At 61.9% G+C, this 18,321-nt stretch carries 15 protein-coding genes; 14 read left to right on the top strand and 1 reads right to left on the bottom strand.

All coding sequences use genetic code 11. The features are described from left to right. Positions 1-120: 120 nt before the first annotated feature. Positions 121-1,818, bottom strand: coding sequence for a sulfatase-like hydrolase/transferase (locus ACVHNU_RS14225; protein WP_473017574.1), 1,698 nt, complete (start codon positions 1,816-1,818; stop codon positions 121-123). A gap of 389 nt (positions 1,819-2,207) precedes the next feature. Here ACVHNU_RS14225 and ACVHNU_RS14230 point away from each other — a divergent pair, with 389 nt between their 5' ends. From ACVHNU_RS14230 to ACVHNU_RS14295, 14 genes are all read left to right on the top strand, one after another. Then, a complete protein-coding gene (locus tag ACVHNU_RS14230) occupies positions 2,208-3,560 on the top strand; it encodes a UDP-glucose dehydrogenase family protein (RefSeq protein WP_003226282.1) in 1,353 nt (450 codons plus the stop codon). Beyond that, positions 3,557-4,594 (top strand): NAD-dependent epimerase, encoded by a 1,038-nt coding sequence (locus tag ACVHNU_RS14235; RefSeq protein ID WP_473017575.1) that lies wholly within the window; start codon positions 3,557-3,559, stop codon positions 4,592-4,594. Before ACVHNU_RS14230 ends, ACVHNU_RS14235 begins: the two co-directional genes overlap by 4 nt. 18 nt (positions 4,595-4,612) lie before the next feature. Then, positions 4,613-5,359, top strand: coding sequence for a sugar transferase (locus tag ACVHNU_RS14240; protein ID WP_400497789.1), 747 nt, complete (start codon positions 4,613-4,615; stop codon positions 5,357-5,359). Next, positions 5,359-6,006: a CpsD/CapB family tyrosine-protein kinase gene (locus ACVHNU_RS14245; RefSeq protein ID WP_003226287.1), complete on the top strand. Its 648-nt coding sequence runs from the start codon at positions 5,359-5,361 to the stop codon at positions 6,004-6,006. Before ACVHNU_RS14240 ends, ACVHNU_RS14245 begins: the two co-directional genes overlap by 1 nt. 21 nt (positions 6,007-6,027) lie before the next feature. Further along, positions 6,028-7,056 (top strand): polysaccharide biosynthesis/export family protein, encoded by a 1,029-nt coding sequence (locus ACVHNU_RS14250; protein WP_473017576.1) that lies wholly within the window; start codon positions 6,028-6,030, stop codon positions 7,054-7,056. A gap of 21 nt (positions 7,057-7,077) precedes the next feature. Next, positions 7,078-8,670: a GumC family protein gene (locus ACVHNU_RS14255; protein WP_262143031.1), complete on the top strand. Its 1,593-nt coding sequence runs from the start codon at positions 7,078-7,080 to the stop codon at positions 8,668-8,670. After that, positions 8,667-9,758, top strand: a complete 1,092-nt coding sequence (locus ACVHNU_RS14260; protein ID WP_201137184.1) for a glycosyltransferase family 4 protein — start codon at positions 8,667-8,669, stop codon at positions 9,756-9,758. The genes ACVHNU_RS14255 and ACVHNU_RS14260 overlap by 4 nt, the downstream gene beginning before the upstream one ends. Further along, on the top strand, positions 9,755-11,125 hold the full coding sequence (locus ACVHNU_RS14265) for an O-antigen ligase family protein (protein ID WP_473017577.1): 1,371 nt from the start codon (positions 9,755-9,757) through the stop codon (positions 11,123-11,125). The genes ACVHNU_RS14260 and ACVHNU_RS14265 overlap by 4 nt, the downstream gene beginning before the upstream one ends. Continuing rightward, positions 11,122-12,090 carry a glycosyltransferase gene (locus ACVHNU_RS14270; RefSeq protein ID WP_473017578.1) on the top strand — a complete coding sequence of 323 codons (969 nt, stop codon included), beginning with the start codon at positions 11,122-11,124 and terminating at the stop codon, positions 12,088-12,090. Before ACVHNU_RS14265 ends, ACVHNU_RS14270 begins: the two co-directional genes overlap by 4 nt. Further along, the gene (locus ACVHNU_RS14275) at positions 12,083-13,219 is read left to right on the top strand and encodes a glycosyltransferase family 2 protein (RefSeq protein ID WP_473017579.1); all 1,137 of its coding nucleotides are present in this window, start codon (positions 12,083-12,085) and stop codon (positions 13,217-13,219) included. The genes ACVHNU_RS14270 and ACVHNU_RS14275 overlap by 8 nt, the downstream gene beginning before the upstream one ends. A gap of 13 nt (positions 13,220-13,232) precedes the next feature. After that, positions 13,233-14,234 (top strand): polysaccharide deacetylase family protein, encoded by a 1,002-nt coding sequence (locus ACVHNU_RS14280; protein WP_473017580.1) that lies wholly within the window; start codon positions 13,233-13,235, stop codon positions 14,232-14,234. Then, positions 14,231-15,535, top strand: coding sequence for an oligosaccharide flippase family protein (locus tag ACVHNU_RS14285; protein ID WP_473017581.1), 1,305 nt, complete (start codon positions 14,231-14,233; stop codon positions 15,533-15,535). The genes ACVHNU_RS14280 and ACVHNU_RS14285 overlap by 4 nt, the downstream gene beginning before the upstream one ends. Further along, complete coding sequence (locus tag ACVHNU_RS14290) at positions 15,532-17,451, top strand: hypothetical protein (RefSeq protein WP_473017582.1); 1,920 nt, start codon at positions 15,532-15,534, stop codon at positions 17,449-17,451. Before ACVHNU_RS14285 ends, ACVHNU_RS14290 begins: the two co-directional genes overlap by 4 nt. 176 nt (positions 17,452-17,627) lie before the next feature. Continuing rightward, entirely contained in the window at positions 17,628-18,317 is a 690-nt protein-coding gene (locus ACVHNU_RS14295; protein ID WP_226500073.1) for a GNAT family N-acetyltransferase, read from the top strand. The last annotated feature ends 4 nt before the right edge of the window (positions 18,318-18,321 follow it).

Raw genomic sequence — 18,321 nt, forward strand, 5'->3', positions numbered from 1 at the left:
CCCCATCGCTTGCAGGCAAGCTCCTACAGGGGTTGAGGTTGTCCACAAATACCGGGTTCACCCTGAAACACTGTGGGAGCTGGCTTGCCAGCGATGAGGCCAGTTAACCCGACACAAGTGTCACTGCCCGGTTGCCACACTGGTCGCCGCCTCCCCCGGCGTGACAATCGTCTTCAGATCAATGTGCTTCCACTCAGGCTTGGCCCCCAACCGCGCATTGAAGCGATAGTTGAAGGTGAAATCGTCCGCCGTCGGCAGCGTCAGCGGTTTGCCATATACCGCCTCGATACCCGCCAGGTCGTAACCCATCAACTGCAACAGCGTCGGGAAAATGTTGTAGTGGCTGGAGCGATCCTTGTTCTGCGCCAATGCCTGCGCCCAGTCCGGGCCGTGCACCTGATCGCCCTGAATCACCACCAGCGGCACCAGCCCTTCTTCCTCGACCGGATCGCCGCCGCAGTGGGTGTTGAGCCCGGGATTGCCGCGCTCATGCAGGTCCTGGCCGTGATCGGAGGTGTAGATCAGCAGTGCATTGTGCAAATTGGCCTGGGCAAAGACCCGGGCGAAAAACTCGCCGACGTTCCACAGCACGGTGTTCTTGTAGGCGTTGCGGTACAGCACCCAGTCATCCGGCTGGCCGTTGAAACCGTCGCGCTTACCGGTATCCGCCACTTCGGTGAATTGCCCGCGCGGCAAGGTCGGACGGTAGGCCATGAAGGCGTCGGGGTATTTGTCGTGCACCGGGAAATGCGCGCCGACCTTGTTGATCACCACCAACTCCGGCTGATCATCGTTGAGCAGTTCGATCAGCTTCGCGGCGGCGGCCATGTCGCGATCACGCACGCTGGTCTGGTCAAACTGGACGAATTCGTCGATGTCCTTTTTTTCGGTGTCGGTCATCAGGTTCTGCAAATTGCCGCCGGTGCGCTGGGCGTCGATGTACACCGTACGCAACCCGGCTTTTTTCGCGTACTGCCAGATCGACGGCAGCGTGCTGTTGATCCGCGTGTAATCGGCGCGGGTACCGCCGTAGCGCAGGGTGACGTTGGTGTCGGCGCTGCAGTTGGCGATGGACGCGGCGTAGCCGTAATTGAAGATGTCGACACCCGGATGCGCCTGCTTGAGGTTGCTGTGCACCCCGAACGGCGCGTTGATGTCCAGGTAATTGCCGGAAATGCTTTCGTCGATGATCAGCACGATGTCGTGATTGATCGCCACGGTGTTGCGCGCCAACGTCACCGGCTCACGCGGGCCGACTGTGTTGTGCAGCGCTTCATAGGCGAACAGGTTCAGATAGGCCAGCGGCGTGTACATGATCGGCAAACCGCGCGCGCCCTCGCCCGCCCGCAGGAACAACACCGTACTCAACAGCAACACGCCACATACCGGCGCTGCCACGCGCAACGCATTGGGCACCACCAGTGCATGACGCGGCTTGAGACCGATACCGAACAGCAACAGCAGCCCGCTGAGCGCGCCATGAATGATCGCATCGCGATACTGGTAGGCAGCTTCCTGGATGAAGCCGCCAGAGTACACCAGCGACACAAAGCTGCTGTAGCTCAGGTAATCCGCGGTGACCCGGGTATAGACATCAAAAAACACCGCTGAGACAAACAGTGTTATTGCGAACAAGTGGCGAATGAGAGCCTGACGAATATAAGCCGTAAGATATAACGCTAAAGTAAGCGCCAAAAACATCGCGCCAAAAAGAAGTACAGCAAAACCGACACCGATAGCATTTAACCGCTCAATGTAATATTCGGAATAAAGCAGCAAATAAACAATCAAAAGTAATTCTTTGGCATATCTGAACATGGCGATACCGCTCGTGCAAAACGGCAGAGAGTCAAAGGTTTGTCGGTCAGAACCTGACACTAGCACCCAGCCATCAAAGCGCAAGAATTGACTGTTTTCTTTAGAAAGCGTCAAAAAACCGGTGACTCAAATCTGACACACGCAAAACGCTAGAAGCCTTTAAATTAAAGACTTACAACCGTTTATCGCTTATTTTAAATCTGAACAAATCTGCAGAAAAACAACAAATCCAATCGCAGCAATGACTTGATGGCCAATCGCCAAAAAGCGCTCAAGTGTTATACAGGTGCAACATGTCATTTTGCTGACACGCTTTCCAAACCCTGCGCTATACCCCTTTTACAGTCTTCTTCCGAACTTCTTCTTTTCGCTCTATCGAGGGTGCGCAGATGGACGTGAGCGTATTTGGCACCGGCTACGTCGGATTAATTCAAGCCGCCGCACTTGCAGATGTAGGGCATCGGGTTTTATGCGTTGATATTGACCCCAACAAGATTAAACAACTGCAACAAGCCGTGCCGCCTATTAGTGAGCCGGGGTTATCCGCTGCGCTGGAAGAAAACATCAAGGCCGGGCGTCTGCTGTTCAGTACCCAGGCCAGCGACGCGGTAGAACATGCCGAACTGATTTTCATCGCCGTGGGCACGCCGGCCGATGAGGACGGTTCCGCCGACCTCAGCCATGTGCTGAACGTGGCCCGGCAGATCGCCTCGCACATGGAGGCTGATCGCACCCTGATCATCAAGTCCACGGTGCCGGTCGGCACGGCGGACCAGGTTGCCGCCAAGGCCAACGAAGAGCTGCAACGCCGTGGCCGCAGCAGCCTGAAGGTACGGGTGGTGTCCAACCCCGAATTCCTCAAGGAAGGCAGCGCCCTCGCCGATTGCATGCGTCCGGACCGGATCATCGTCGGCACCCGCGATGACGCAGCCCGCGAGCAGATGAGCGAGCTGTACGCGCCGTTCTGCCGCAACCACGAAAAACTGATGTTCATGGACAACCGCAGCGCCGAGCTGACCAAGTACGCGGCCAATGCAATGCTCGCCACGCGTATCAGCTTCATGAACGAACTGGCCAACCTCACCGAACTGCTGGGCGCCGACATCGAAGCCGTGCGCAAAGGCATCGGCTCCGACCCGCGCATCGGCTACCACTTCATCTACCCCGGTTGCGGCTTCGGCGGTTCGTGCTTCCCCAAGGATCTGCGTGCCCTGTTGCACACCGCCGAACACAACGGCATGCCGCTGAAACTGCTGCGCAGCGTCACCGACGTCAATGACAGTCAGCGGCACATTCTGTTCAGCAAACTCAAGGCGCAGTTTCCGCAGGGTCTGGCCGGCAAGTCGATCGCGATCTGGGGCCTGGCGTTCAAACCCAATACCGATGACATGCGCGAAGCGCCCAGCCGCTACCTGATGGACGCACTGTGGGCCGAAGGCGCCAGCGTGCAGGCCTATGATCCGGAAGCCATGTCCGAATGCCGGCGCCTCTACGGCTATCGCAACGACCTGCATCTGTGCGCCACTCGCGACGACACCCTGGAAGATGCCGATGCGCTGGTGATCTGCACCGAATGGAAAAATTTTCGCGTGGTGGATTTCGAGCTGCTGGCGAGCAAGCTGCGTTCGAAGGTGATCGTCGACGGTCGCAACCTCTACAACCCGGAACACGTAGCGGCGGCCGGCCTGCATTACAGCGGTATCGGCCTGCGCCACATTACGCCGGAAGGATTGCGCCCATGAAAATCCTGGTCACCGGCGCAGCCGGCTTCATTGGCGCCCATTGCGTGTTGCGGCTGATGCGCGACGGGCATGCGGTGGTCGGCCTGGATAACTTCAACGGCTACTACGACCCGCAGCTGAAACACGATCGGGTGCAATGGATACGTAATCAGGTCGGGCATTTCCCGATCGCGCGGATTGATCTGGCCGATGCCGCGGCGATTGAAGCGCTGTTTGTCCGCGAGCAACCGCAAGTGGTGATCCACCTCGCGGCGCAGGCCGGCGTACGTTACTCGCTGGAAAACCCAAAGGCCTACCTCGACAGCAACCTCAGCGGTTTCCTGAATATTCTCGAAGGCTGCCGGCATCATCCGGTGGAGCACCTGATCTACGCCTCGTCGAGCTCGGTCTACGGCGCCAACCAGCACACGCCTTATTCGGTGCATGACGGTGTGAATCACCCACTGTCGCTGTACGCCGCGACCAAAAAAGCCAACGAGCTGATGGCTCACAGCTACAGCCATCTGTTCGGCATCCCAAGCACCGGGCTGCGCTTTTTCACCGTGTACGGGCCATGGGGTCGGCCAGACATGTCGCCGATTCAGTTCGCCCGGGCGATCACCGAAGGCACCCCGCTGAAACTGTTCAACTACGGCGAGCACCAGCGCGATTTCACCTACATCGACGACATCGTCGAAAGCATCGCCCGGCTCACCGACCATCCGCCGCACAACCACCCGGAGTGGGATCGCGAACACCCCGATGCCGGCAGCAGCATGGCCCCGTGGTGCCTGTTCAACATCGGCGGCCACCATCCGGTGGAACTGAAAACCTACCTGGCGTTGATGGAAAAACACCTCGGCCAGAAAGCCATTGTCGAGCTCTTGCCCCTGCAACCGGGCGATGTGCTCAACACCTGTGCCGAAACCGATGATCTGGCCCAGGCCACCGGGTTCCAGCCCCGGATCGAGCTGGATGAAGGCCTGGGGCGTTTCATCGCCTGGTTTCGCGACTACTACCCCACTGCCTGTCGCCCACGCGCCGCTCGCGGCTGAACTTCAGCGGAGGTTCTCATGACTGGACATGAACAAGGTGTACCGATCAATCAGATGCGTCGTGACAAGCGCATGGATCCCGAACACCGAATGCGCCTGGATACCGCCATCCACAGGCAGGGTCGTGGCTGGTTGACCGGTCGCGACGGTGGCCGGCCATGGACGCTGTCACGCACCAACCGGGTGCTGGCCTGCTTCGGTGCGCTGATGATCCTGGTGGTGTTTTCGCCGCTGCTGCTGGGCCTGGCACTGACCATCAAATTCACCAGCCCGGGACCGGTGATGTTCGTGCAAAAACGCACCGGCTATCGCGGCCGCACGTTCGGCATGTACAAGTTCCGCACCATGGTCTGCAACGCCGAAGAACTGAAGGAATCGCTGCGCCACCTCAACAAGCACGGGGTCGACGCCATCGATTTCAAGATCGACAAGGACCCGCGCATCACCGGGATCGGCGGTTTCCTGCGGCGCACCAGCCTCGACGAACTGCCCAATCTGTTCAATGTGGTGAGCGGTGACATGCGCCTGGTCGGCCCGCGTCCGACCTCGTTCAACGCTTACCGCTACAAGGACAGCCATCTCGCGCGCCTGAGCATCTACCCCGGCATGACCGGTCTGTGGCAGATCTCCGGGCGCAGCAACATCGACTTCGACCAGCGCGTTGAGTTGGACCTCAGCTACATCGCCGAGCAAAGCCTTTTGCTTGATCTGAAGATCCTGTTGAAAACCCCCTTCAAAGTATTCAGCGGCCACGGAGCAAGCTAATGGACGGTTCAACCAACAAAAGCCTGAGCATTGCCAACCCCAGCGAATCGAACCTGATTTCGACCGTGCTGGATCTGGATCTGCGGATCCTGTTCCTGACCGCCGCCAACCCTGGTGCCGGCACCACCACCAGTGCGCTGGCGCTGGCCAGCCAACTGGCGCAGATGAGCAGCGGCCAGGTGCTGCTGGTCGACGCCAGCCAGTCGGCGAGCAACCTCACCCAACAGTTGAACCTGAGCAAGGAGCGCGGCCTGCGCGATCTGCTGTTCAACCCGGACAACCCGCCGCTGTTGCAGGACTGCGTGGTGCAGGTGTCGAGCCTGCCGTTCCATGTCCTGCCCAACGGTCGGCCGATCCGCACGCTGGAGCACCTGACTGCCGAGCGCCTGAGCCCGTTGCTCGATCAACTGGGCAGCCAGTACCGCTTTGTGGTGATCGATGGTGACGCGGTGTACTCCGCCGCCGACACGCTGGTACTCGCCACCCAGGTCGATGGCGTGGTGTTCGTGGTACGCGCCGAGGACACGCGCTGGGAAGTCGCCCAGGCCGCCGTGCAACGCCTGACCCAGGCCGGAGCAAAAGTGGTTGGCAGCGTCTTCAACCGGCGCAAGTACTACATGCCCAAATGGCTTTACAAAAACCTGTAAGCAAACGCGAAGGATGACGCCATGAACGCCAAGATACTTGTTCTGCTGATGCTGCCGCTTGCAGGCTGCTCCAGCAATTCCGAGACCCAGACCATGCCGGTGAATATTCTCACCGCCACCCCGGCCAACGCCCAGGCCACCGATATGCCGAAGATCGAACAGACGTTGCGCCCGCAAGATGTGCTGGACGTGATCTTCCACATCAGCACCAGCGGTTCGGACGCCTACCGCGTGCAATCGGGTGACCAGATCGGCCTGAACTTCACCGCGGCCAGCCAGCTCAACGGCAACCAGTTGGTGCTGCCTGACGGCACCATCAACCTGCCGGGCGCCAACACCTCGGTGAAAATCGCCGGGCTGACCGGCGACGAAGCGCGCGAAGAAATCCAGCGTGCCTACCAGCGCAAACAGCTGTTCCAGCCCAACCGCAATCTGCTGACGGTGCAGGTCATCAGTCCGCTGACCAATGAGCAGAACCTCAAAAGTGCCCTCAACCATCCCGCCACCGGTATGAGCCGTGAGATCACCGTGGGCAACGACGGTTATGCGAGTTTTCCGGAAATCGGCGCGGTGCCACTGCAAGGCATGACCATCAACCAGCTGGAAACCTTCCTCAACCAGAAGTACGCACAACTGCCAGGTCGGATGAGCGTCGATGTGATGCTCAAATCCACCGCCGGCAACGAGATCTATGTGCTGGGTGAAGTCGGCCAGCCGGGTTCCTATCCGATTCGTCGCCCGGTCTCGGTACTTGAAGCATTGACCCTGGCCCGTGGCACCAACATCAAGGCGCGCCTCGACTCGGTGGTGATCATGCGCCGCAACGGCAATCAGGTGCAGGCGGTGCATTACGACGTCGAGAAAGCCCTGTCCGGCGACGCTTCGCAAATCGCCTATCTGCAACCGGACGACATGCTCTACGTGCCCAAAACCAAACTGGCCAGTGCCGGCGAGCTCGCGCGGCAATTGGCGGACGTGGTGCTGTTCCAGGGCGTGGGCATGAGTTTCAGCTATCGCCTCGACAACAAGAACGACAACAGCAGCAACTAACCGACTCTCAGGTGACCGATCATGAATCCAAAGGAAAACTACCTGCATGAGTTCTTCAGGATCTTCTTCGCCAACAAGCAACTGGTGAAACGGGTCTTCCTGATCTTTGCAGTCATCGCGTTGGTACTGCCGCTGGTGCTCAAACAGAGCTTCGATATCACCGCCCAGGTGATCGTGCAGTCGAAAAAACTCTCCCAGGGTGACGCCACCACGTCACTGACGGTCGATAACGCCACCTTCATTCCGCCGTCGCTGGCGGACATGGAAACCGAGAGCAATATCCTGCGCTCGCCCGCGTTGATCCGGCAGACCATCAGTGAGTTGCGCGACAAGGGCGAATACAGCCCACCGGTCGGCATGTTCGCCAAACTGGTCGGCGATCCGTTCCGCCGTTATGTCACCTCACCCCTGCGCCAATACGTGATCAACCCGCTGCGCAACATGCTCGGGCTGGAGACCGATCCGGTGCGCGACACCGTGCTCGACGGCCTCACTCAACAGGCCCTCGACAGCCTGAAGATCGAGACCCTGCCCGGCTCCAACGTGATCTCGATCGTCTACAGCTTCCCCGATCCGCATCAAGGCACGACGTTTGTCGCCACCCTGCTGCAGAACTATCTGGTGAGCCGTCAGGCGCTGCAATCGATCGACCTGCCGCAATCCTTCTACGAAACCAAGAAGCACCTGTATCAGGTGCGTCTCGATGGACTGGAGGGCAATCGCCAGGCGCTGCTGGAAAGCGTCGGCTCGTCCGATCCGAAGGAAGAAATCACCTTTCGCCTGAACGCGATCAACACCGAAGAGCAAGCGCTGAACCTGTACCAGGATCGCCTGTTGCAGAGCCAGCGCTGGCTTGAATACCTGAAAACCGCATTGGCCGCCGCCAGCACCAACAAACTCAACGACTACACCTTCCCCTACACCTTCACCACCACCGTCGACAACGTGGCGTTCGAGGATCGGGAAGTCAAACAGTTGGGCGAGCAACTGACCACCCAGGTCAGCCGCTACATGAATGACCTCGCGGTGTTCCAGCCCGGCAGCGAGCCGATGCTGCTGACCCGCGAGCAGATCGCCCGCACCCGTCAGCAGTTCCTCAAAGTGGTGAGCAACCGCATTCAGGAACGCACCAACGACCTGGCCGTGGTGCAACAGGTGATCGATCAGAAAACCGCGCGCATCGCCGACTTCAAGAACCGCATCCACACCTTGCAGCAGACCCAGAGCAAGCTGCGGCAGATGGACACTGAAATCGACGCACTGCACACGGCGTTCTCGACCTACGCGCAACGCTTTGCCGAAAGCAGCACCGCCGGTTCACTCAACGATGACCTGTCGAACGCCAAGGTGCTGAGCCCGCCGTTCGAACCGACCGAGCCGGCGTTCCCCAAACCGCTGCTGATCATCCCGTTCGGGCTGTTCACCGGACTGCTGCTGGCGATTGCCTTGGTCTATGTGCGTGAGTTCTTCGATCACCGTTTCAAACATCCGGCGCAAATCACCCACGAACTGGGTCTGCCGGTGTTGCTGGTGATCAACGACGAAAACGTTCTGCCACGCAATCCGCACAAGAACTGGACCGTGCCAAGCTTCGTGCACTGGGTGCGCAATTGAACACGCCGTCCACCCCGAATGCCGCGCTGCCGATCATTCATTTGCTCAGCAGCGGCGGCTTCTATGGGGCCGAGCGCATGTTGCTCGATCACTGCCTGGCGACACCGGGGCAGCACCAGGTGCTGTGTCTCGATGCACCACCCGCCTTGATCGCGCGCTTTCGCGAGGCCGGGGTGGACTGTCGTGGCTGCTCCGGGCTGGGCGAGTTGATGCGCCATCTACGTGCCCGGCGCAGCGAGCAACCGCTGATCAACACCCACAACTTCAAAGGGCTGTTGTTCGGTTGGGTCGGGGCGACGCTGTTGCGTCTGCCACTGGTCATCACCCAACACGGCTTCACCCCGCGCAGCCGCAAGCAGAAGTTCTACACCTGGCTGAGTCTGCAGTTGTGCCGCACCGCTTCGGTGGACCGGGTGGTGTGCGTGGCCGAGAGCATCGCCGTGCTGCATCGTCAGGCCAGCGTGCAGGCGGAAAAACTGCAAGTGATCCCCAACGGTTTACCGGCCGCCGCCGCGCTGGTCAGCACCGTTGACCGCCAGCGCTGGCTCGCCGGTTACGTCGGGCGTTTGAGCAGCGAGAAAGGCCCGGATCTGTTTCTCGATGCACTGATTCCGCTGTGTCACCAGCACCCGCAACTGGACGCGGTGATGCTCGGCGACGGCCCGGAACGTGAAGCGCTGCAAACACGCATCGACGCCGCCGGATTGACCCAACGGATTCGCCTGCCCGGTTACCAGACCGCCATGCAACCGTGGTGGCAGCAACTGGATGCGCTGGTGATCAGCTCGCGCACCGAAGGCACACCGATGATTCTGCTGGAAGCGATGCAGGCCGGCGTGCCGGTGGTGGCTTTCGCGGTTGGTGGCATTCCCGACGTGCTCGAACACCGCAATAACGGCCTGCTGGCGGCACCCGCCGACAGCTCTGCCCTCGCCCGCCAGCTCGACAACCTGCTGAGCGAGCCGAAGCTGGCCCGGCATTTGTGCGACAACGCAAAGCGTACGCAACAGGATCGCTACGACCTCAAGGCTTTGGCCGAACGCTGGTCGCAGCTGTACATCCGCACGGCACGGGAGGCACGCGCATGATTTTCCCGCTCTCGATCGTCACGCTGCTCGGTCTGGTGTGCATCGGTCTGCTCGCCAGCCCTTATCCGTTTCTGGCACCGGGCGCCGTCATTGCTCTGGTGGGTTTCTCGGTGTTGTACCGCAAGCCGACCTGGGGCCTGCTGGGCATCGCCGCGCTGGTGCCGTTCGAAGGCTTCTTCAAGGACAGTTCGCTGTCCGGGAGCAAACTGATCGGTGCCTCGCTGGCGGTGATCCTGATGCTGCAACTGGCCATGCATCAGATTCCCTCCGAGCGCCTGCGCAGCAATATCTGGCGGTTTCTGCTGTGGTTTCTAGTCCTGTATTTCCTCAGCCTGCTCAATACCGATGACATGGGTATGTCGCTGGGGCATCTGCGTGAGCTGAGCGTCGGCCTGATCCTGTTTGTCATCACCCTGCTGATCGGTCGCGAATTGAACCTCGACCTGTTTTCCAGACTGGTGACCCTGAGCGTCAGCGCCACCTGCGCCATGGCGATGTTTTCGACCAAATTCCAGGATCAGGGCCGCGCCGCCGGGCTGCTCGAAGACCCCAACGCCTTTGCCCTGCTGATCGCCTTCGCCATTCCGCTGGCCCTGCTGCTGGTGATTCGCGGCCCGAACCTGTTGCACCGCTTGTTCTGGGGCGCTTGCTGCGTGCTGCTGCTCGGCGGCATGACCAAGACCGAATCGCGCTCCGGGCTGGTGGTGGTGGCCTTGAGTCTGTTGATCGGCTGCTGGCACTACCGCGCGCAACTGACCCGGATTCGCCCACGGCACCTGGGTTTCGCCATGCTCGGCGCAGCGATCGTGATTCCGCTGGCGATCTACGCGATGCCCGCCGGTTACATCGCGCGCATTCAGTCCCTGAGCGTGTTGAGCGCCGGCGCCAAGGGCCACGACGACGAATCCCTCGGCCGCCGTGCCTCGTACATCGTGGTCGGCGGGCAGATGATCCGCGAGAGTCCGCTGCTCGGCTCCGGCCCCGGCACCTTCCCGCTGCACTACGCGACCACCGGCTATGCCAAGGCATTTTCCGCCAACCGCAAGATCGGCGACCTGTACCGCCGTGCGCACAACACCTACCTGGAAATCTTCAGTGAACTGGGGATTCCCGCCGGCCTGTTGTTCGTCGGCATGCTCGGCCTGGGCCTGTACAACCTGATCCGCGCCCGCGCCGCGTGGATGCTGCGGCGCGACTGGCAACAGGCGGATCTGATGACCCACCTCGGTGTGAGTTTCCTGTCGTTGACCCTGTTCCTGATGTTCCTCAGCGCACCGAACCAGAAGTACGTGTGGATCATGCTCGCGCTGACCAGCGTCCTGCGCCTCAAGGCCGAGCAAGCGCCACTGACCGAGGCCAGAACATGAGCCGCATCAGCATCATCATCCCGATGTACAACGAGGCCCGGCACATCGGCCGCACACTGCTGGCGGCGCAGAAAGCCGCGCACGCCGCCAATGTCGAGTGCGAGCTGATCGTGGTCGACAACGGCTCGAGCGATGACGGCCCGCACATTGCCCGGCAGTTCGGTGCGCAGGTGCTGGTGCTGCCTGGGCTGCTGATCGGTGCGCTGCGCAATCGCGGTGTCCTGCTGGCAAGCGGCGAGTGGCTGGCGTTCATCGATGCCGACGTCGAAATGCCCGAAGACTGGCTCAGGCCACTGTTCGAACTGGAGGAAAGTGGTCAGGCCGATGTGTTTGGTCTGGATCTGCACACTCCCGCCGCTGCGCCGTGGTACGCGACGGCCTGGCAACGGCGCACGCTGCGCACTTCCGGGCAGGCGTCGCACACAGTGGACTGGCTGCCCAGCTCCAACTTGCTGATGCGTCGGCGCTGGTTCGAGAAGGTCGGCGGCTTCGACGAACACCTGCGCACCGGCGAAGACAAGGAATTCACCCTGCGCCTGAGCGAACAAGGCGCGCGCCTGTTGTCGGTGAACAACAACGTGGCCCTGCACTGGGGCTACGAGATGAACTGGCGTGAGTGGATGGGCAAGGAAATGTGGCGTCAGGGCAGTCATCTGCAACTGTTGCGCACCCACGGCTTCAGCCTGCGTCTGCTGCGCTTTCCGCTGCTGTCGCTGATGGCATGGCTGCTGGACTTGCTGGCAATTTCTGCGCTGCTCAACGGCTTTCCGCATCACGCAGCGGTCATGGTGATGCTGACCCTGATTCCGGCGCTGGTGCTGAGCATTCGCCAGAGTTCACGCCATCGCGACATTGGCCTGACCCTGCAACTGTGGGGCCTGCACTGGGTGCGTCTGCACCTGGCCGGGGCGGCGCTCATTCTCAGTGTGTGTCATTGGAACGCCAGGAGGCCTGCCCGTGGCTGAATTCATTTTCTGGCTGTGCCTGCTGCTGCCGGTGTACGCCTACCTCGGCTACCCGCTGCTGCTGACCGTGCTGGCGCCGCTGTTCCCGGCGTGGCGCCACAGCCCGGCGCCACCGCTGAACATCAGCATCGTGATCGCCGCGCACAACGAGGCGCGGCACATCGAGCACAAGTTGCGCACGCTGCTGGCGCAGGACTATCAGCCGGCCGCGTTGCAGATCATTCTCGCCAGCGACGGTTCGACCGACGACACCGTGGCCTGCGCGCACAAAGTGATCGATCCGCGCATCACCGTGCTCGATCTGCCGCGCCTGGGTAAAGCGGCGACGCTGAATGCCGGCGTGGCCCTGGCCACCGGCGATATTCTGGTGTTCACCGATGCCGACAACCAGTGGTCGCGGGAAACCCTCGGCTACCTGCTCGCGCCACTCAGTGACCCGAATGTCGGCGCCTGCGCCGGGCACATGGTGATTCCGGTGACGGGCGGCGGCCTGAGCGTCGGCGACAGTCTGTACCGCCACTACGAAGGCTGGCTGCGCCGGGTGGAGAACCGCACCGGCTGCATGGTCTCGGCCGACGGCGCCCTGCTCGCCCTGCGCCGCGAGCTGTTCCAGAACGTGCCGGCGGAGGTCAATGACGACTTCTTTCTCAGCACCTGTGCACCGGTGGCATTCAAGCGCATTGTGTACGTGCCCGAGGCGCAAGTGATCGACCACGGTGTCGACGAAGCGGACAAACAATTCCGCCGCCGTCAACGCGTCACCGTCGGTGGCCTGCAAAGCCTCGCCCAGCGCAGTGAGCTGCTCAACCCACTCAAACATGGCCTGTATTCGATTGCGCTGATCAGCCACAAGCTGATCCGGCGTCTGGCACCGATCCTCCTGCTGCCGTTGCTGCTGAGCAACTTCTGGCTGTGGGACGACCACGGTTTCTATCGACTGGCCCTGATCGCCCAACTGTTCGGCTACGCCGTGGCGATTGCCGGACTGCTGGATTCACAACACCGGTTACCCAAACCGTTCCGCCTTGCGGCATTCCTGCTGGTGACGCTGGCAGGCATGAGCATCGGCCTGTGGCAATTCCTGCGCGGCCACCGTTACGCCCAGTGGAACCCTGAACAAAACCGTTGAGAGGACCGAAGCCATGGCGATCAAACAATTGATAAAACGTACCAGCGGCTGGCTTTACCTCAATTCGCCCGTAGGACGAAACCAGTTGCACGGTGCCGGGGTGATCCTGATGTTGCACCGGGTGCTGGACAACGACCGCGCCGCCGACCTGCCGCACCGCAATGAACTGTGCGTCGGCCCCAAGGCGTTCGATCACCTGCTGGTGTGGCTGCGTCGGCATTTCGATTGTGTACCGCTGATGGATATCCTGACGCCCGGCTCAGCGCGCGACGAGCGCCCACGGGTGGCGCTGACCTTCGACGACGGCTGGCGCGACAACGCAGTCAACGCCTTCCCGCTGCTGCAGAAGCATCAGGTGCCGGCGAGCATTTTCCTCTCCACCGATTTCATCGGCAGCCGTCAGCGCTTCTGGTGGGAAAGCCTCGGCGAAACCCTGTGGGGCAGCCATGGCGAAAAGACCCGCCTGCACTTGATCGAATGCCTGCACGCGATTCATCACCCGGTGCCGGTGCTGGTCGACGACATTGACGTCGATCGCCGCAGCCTGTCGCTGCTGCATTACCTGCAAAGCCTGAAGAGCCTCGAACCGCAGATGCTCGAACGCCTGACTGACGAATGTCCGCCGGAATCGTTGCCGCAAGCGCTGGACTGGCATCAGGTACGCGCGCTGGAGGCCTCGGGACTGGTGCGCTTCGGCCCGCACGGCGCCAGCCATAAAATCCTCACCGAACTGGACGATGTGCGCCTGAGCGAAGAAATCAGCCGCAGCCGTGAAGCCTTGAACAACGGCTGCAACCGGCCGCTGCCGGTGTACTGCTACCCCAACGGCAACAACGACGAACGGGTGCGCAAGCAGATTGCCGCGCACGACTATCCGCTCGCCCTCGGCACTGGCACCGGCATCTATCGCGGCGAAGGCGATCCGCTGAACCTGCCGCGTTTCGGTGTCAGCCAGCGCACCGCGCGTAATCCTGAGCTGCTGTCGTGGCGCATCTTTCGTGGCAACCGGCCATGAGCCGCAGCCACTATCTCAGGCATCTGGCACTGAGCATGGGCACCAAACTGGCGATGATCGCCCTGCGTCTGCTGCGCAACGTGTTGCTGGCGCGGATCCTCGGGCCGAGTGAACGGGGGCTGTTTGCGCTGCTCAGCACCTTGCCCGACCTGATCAGCGCCGCCACCAGTGGCGGGTTGAATTCAGCCGTCGGCTATCAGGCCGCCAAGCAACGGCCGATGGGGCTGCTGCTGAGTCAGGTGCTGGTGTTCGGTTGCTTGCTCGCCGGTCTGCTGACCTTGCTGGTGGTGGCGCTGGTGCGTGAGTTCGGCAGTGAGCTGGATGTGACTGTGCAGCTCGGTCTGCTGGCCTGGCTGTTGCTGCTGGCGGTGCCGCTGACCGTGCTGAAAAGCGGCCTGCTGACCCTGCACAACGCCTCCGGCGGCGTCGTCGCGTTCAACGCCTTGCGCCTGACCGAATCGCTGGCGCCGTTGCTGCTGTTTCTCGCGCTGTTCTGGATGTGGAAAAGCGCAGCGCTGGAAGCCGCGCTGATCAGTTGGCTGGCCGGGATCAGCCTGGTGGTGCTGGCCGGTTGGGTCTGGCTCAAACGCGCGCAACCGCTGCAGTTGCAATGGGATCGCGCCAGCCAGAAGGAACTGCTGCGCTACAGCGCGCGCAGCCATCCGGATCTGCTGTTCCAGCAAGTGATTCTGCGCTCGGACTACCTGTTCATCGGCGCCCTGCTCGGCAGCACCGCGCTGGGTCATTACGCCATGGCCAGCGCTGCCGCCGAACTGCTGCTGATCGTCCCGGAAGCGGTGACCACGCCGCTGATGAAGCGCCTGCTGCAACAGGACGAAGGCATGGACAAGGTCACCCCGCTGGCCCTGCGCCTGACCGCCACGGTGATGCTCGCTGCGTGCCTGAGCATGGCAGTGATCGGCAACTGGCTGATCGTCACCCTGTTCGGCATCGCCTACCAACCGGCGTATCCGGCGCTGCTGGCGTTGCTGCCGGGGCTGCTCGGCCTGTGCTACGCCAGCATCCTGCGTCTGGACCTGCTGGGGAAAAACCGCCCCGGCACGGTATCGCTGCTGATGGGCCTCGGTGCCCTGCTCAATCTGGCGCTGAACCTGGTGTTGATTCCGGCCTACGGGATCGTCGGCGCTGCGGCGGCTTCGTCCATTGCCTATCTCGCCGTCACCGTGGCGATGCTGGTGTTGTACTGCCGTTTGAGCGGCGTGGCGTTCTGGCAAACCCTGATCATCCTGCCCAGCGACATCACGCCGATGTGGCAAATGCTGCAACGGAAGGCCGCATGAAAGGCCTGGTCCTGCTGCTCGGTCTCGGCCTGTCGCTGGACGCCTTTGCCGCGTCGATGCGCTGGGGCGAGATCCGCGACGGCAGCCTGTACCTGCAAACCGATCGCCCGGACACCGTGACCGTGCGCTGGACACCCGCGTGGCAGGCCGATGCCAACGAAGAGCATCTGTACCTGCTCGACGGCCAGGGCAAATTGCAGGGCGAGCGCTTGATCAAGGCCAGCGAAACCCGCGGCACCCAGAGCTGGGCGTTGCTGCCGGGTGCCGCCAGCTATCGCCTGGAAATTCCCGGCTACAGCTTCCGCAATTACCGGGTCGAGCACGACGACCGCACCGTCGCGCTGTTCGAGCCGGCCAAAGTGCATTTCAGCGCGCAGACGCAGAACGGCGACGAGTTGTATTTCAAGGTCGCGCCGGGGGAACACGCGGTGCTTGCCGGCAAGTTTCATGGCGGGGTCAACGCGCTGCAGGTACAACGGGTTGGCGATGACCGGCCACTGACGCTGGCGCTCAAACCCTATCGCGCCTATTGGCAGTTCGATCAACTGGCGCTGCCGGTCAGCGCGCGCGAACAGGTCTGGCGCCTGCGCCTGCAAGGCAGCGGCAAAGCGGCGTTCTGGCTCGACGGCACGGCCAATCGGTTTGCGCAGACTCCGCAGCAACTCAAACCCGTGCGCGAGGAGACCGGCCAGATCCACTTGGCCCTGCACGACAAAATCCTCGGGCGCACCCCGGATCTGGGCATCGCCCTGCCCTACGTGATGCCGCCCGCCGCCAGCCATGCCGCGCTGGATGCGCTGAAACCGACCGCCGCCAGTTACTACAGTTTTGTCGATGTCACGGCGAAGAATCCGCACTTCGAAGACGCGTTTCGTCTGGCTTATCAGGAGCGCTTCGGCATCCGTCAGGACATCACCCTGCTCGCCGGCAGCCAGCGTCAGGCCGATCTGCGCGCCGATGTGCAAAGCAATGGCGGGCTCGACGCCTGGCTCGCCGGCACCCGAGCGCTCGGCGGCAAAGGCACGCACTACATCGGTTTTGCCGACGAGCCGAACCTCAACTATTCGAGTTTCGAGCAATACCGGGCGATTTTCACCAGCATGGCCAGACAGGTGCGCAGCGATCCGGCGAATGCCAAGGCCGGCGTGCGCATCGCCATGCCGGCCAGTTCACGGCTGGTCAACGGGCCGTTCGCCGACAACGCGGCCGACAAGCGCGGCATCGACTGGGCGCGGCGCTTGCTCGGCGAGTCCGCCGAGCAGATCGACGCGCTGGCGTGGCACGAATGGATGATCCGCGACCTGCTCGCCACCCGCGTCTACCGCGACAGCGTGCGCCGCGCCGCTGAACTGGTCGGCCTCGACGCCCATGGCCAGCCGCGCAAGGCCTTGTTGCTGGATCAGACCAATCTGTCCAGCGGCTCCAGCCTCAGCCCCTACGATCAGGAGACCCATTACGCCTCGCTGTGGTGGGCCTCGGTGGTGATCAATGCCTCGCAGGACGGTTTGCTGACGATGCTCAACTGGTTTCAGGCCGCCGATGAACCGCAGTACCCCAAGGGCATGATCCGGGTCTTGGGCGCTGAGCGTTTCGAGCTGAAACCGGTGGGGCTGACCCAGCAATTCATCGCACAACACTGGCTGCACAAGGTGCTGTGGCTGGAGAACGATGGCTTTGAAGTCGATGTGTTGGCGATGGCCGGCGACGACCAGCGTGGCCTGCTCGGTGTGAACAAGGGCACGCGTTTGCAGCGTGTCGACCTGAGCGGCGCCAAGTGCCCGCTGAACAACGGTGCGTTGCGTTACTTCGGCGCGGACAACCGCAGCCGCGACGCGCCGTTTGCCTGTCGCGCCGGACGCGTCAGCTTCGAGTTGCCAGGGGAAACCCTGTTCGCCCTGAGCTGGAGCGCGTCATGAACCCGAATTTCAGACAATGCATGGCGAAAACAAAATTGTGGCGAGGGAGCTTGCTCCCGCTGGGCTGCGAAGCGGCCCCAATGCTTGCGACCCCATTGGCGACTGCTGCGCAGCCGAGCGGGAGCAAGCTCCCTCGCCACAGTCGTTCGCCCTGCGATAACGCCGGAGTACAGAACATGGGTACCGTCAGCAAACTCAGCGAACACATCAAACAAAAAGGCCTGCGCGCCACCCTCGGCAAGGCGTGGAAGCACTACGTGTTTTTCCATCAGGAACTGCTGTGGATGGAGCGCGATCTGGTCAGTCCGGTGCCACCGCACAGCCTCAAACCGTATCCGCCACTGCGAGTGGTAAAAATCACCGCCGACAACGCCAGCGCCTTCGCCCGCTACTTCGGCGACCGCGTCGGGACCATGGCCGAGCTGGCCAACGAAGGGCATACCGGGCACATGCACCTGGACGATCAGGGCGATGCCGTGGCGTTCATCTGGGGCAGCGCGCGGGACTACTTCGACCGGCATTACTACGGCTGCCTGTTCCCGGTGAAACCCGGCGAGTTCTTCGAATTCGGCGGCGAGCTGACCCGCTCCTACTGGGGCACCGAACTGTCGGTGGACCTGCAACTGGAACTGTGGAAAGCCATGGCGGCCCAGGGCTGCGACAAGGTGGTGGACGTCTGCGAGTTCCACAACATCCCGGCGCTGAAACTGCACCTGCGCATGGGGTACACCGAGCAAGGCCGGATCATGAACGTCTACACCCTGTTCGGTCGCTGGCGCTTCTACCGCGAAACCCGCTACAGCGGTTCGCGACTGGATGCGCTGCGCAAACCGTCCCGTCCACCTGTCACAGCAACGGCGGTCTGAGCCT

This window comes from Pseudomonas sp. Ors-4-3C, assembly GCF_055755035.1.

Bases quoted from the DNA above. Each gene is read 5' to 3' on its own strand.
- ACVHNU_RS14225 (WP_473017574.1), bottom strand. From the start codon at position 1,818: ATGTTCAGATATGCCAAAGAATTACTTTTGATTGTTTATTTGCTGCTT.
- ACVHNU_RS14230 (WP_003226282.1), top strand. From the start codon at position 2,208: ATGGACGTGAGCGTATTTGGCACCGGCTACGTCGGATTAATTCAAGCC.
- ACVHNU_RS14235 (WP_473017575.1), top strand. From the start codon at position 3,557: ATGAAAATCCTGGTCACCGGCGCAGCCGGCTTCATTGGCGCCCATTGC.
- ACVHNU_RS14240 (WP_400497789.1), top strand. From the start codon at position 4,613: ATGACTGGACATGAACAAGGTGTACCGATCAATCAGATGCGTCGTGAC.
- ACVHNU_RS14245 (WP_003226287.1), top strand. From the start codon at position 5,359: ATGGACGGTTCAACCAACAAAAGCCTGAGCATTGCCAACCCCAGCGAA.
- ACVHNU_RS14250 (WP_473017576.1), top strand. From the start codon at position 6,028: ATGAACGCCAAGATACTTGTTCTGCTGATGCTGCCGCTTGCAGGCTGC.
- ACVHNU_RS14255 (WP_262143031.1), top strand. From the start codon at position 7,078: ATGAATCCAAAGGAAAACTACCTGCATGAGTTCTTCAGGATCTTCTTC.
- ACVHNU_RS14265 (WP_473017577.1), top strand. From the start codon at position 9,755: ATGATTTTCCCGCTCTCGATCGTCACGCTGCTCGGTCTGGTGTGCATC.
- ACVHNU_RS14270 (WP_473017578.1), top strand. From the start codon at position 11,122: ATGAGCCGCATCAGCATCATCATCCCGATGTACAACGAGGCCCGGCAC.
- ACVHNU_RS14280 (WP_473017580.1), top strand. From the start codon at position 13,233: ATGGCGATCAAACAATTGATAAAACGTACCAGCGGCTGGCTTTACCTC.
- ACVHNU_RS14285 (WP_473017581.1), top strand. From the start codon at position 14,231: ATGAGCCGCAGCCACTATCTCAGGCATCTGGCACTGAGCATGGGCACC.
- ACVHNU_RS14290 (WP_473017582.1), top strand. From the start codon at position 15,532: ATGAAAGGCCTGGTCCTGCTGCTCGGTCTCGGCCTGTCGCTGGACGCC.
- ACVHNU_RS14295 (WP_226500073.1), top strand. From the start codon at position 17,628: ATGGGTACCGTCAGCAAACTCAGCGAACACATCAAACAAAAAGGCCTG.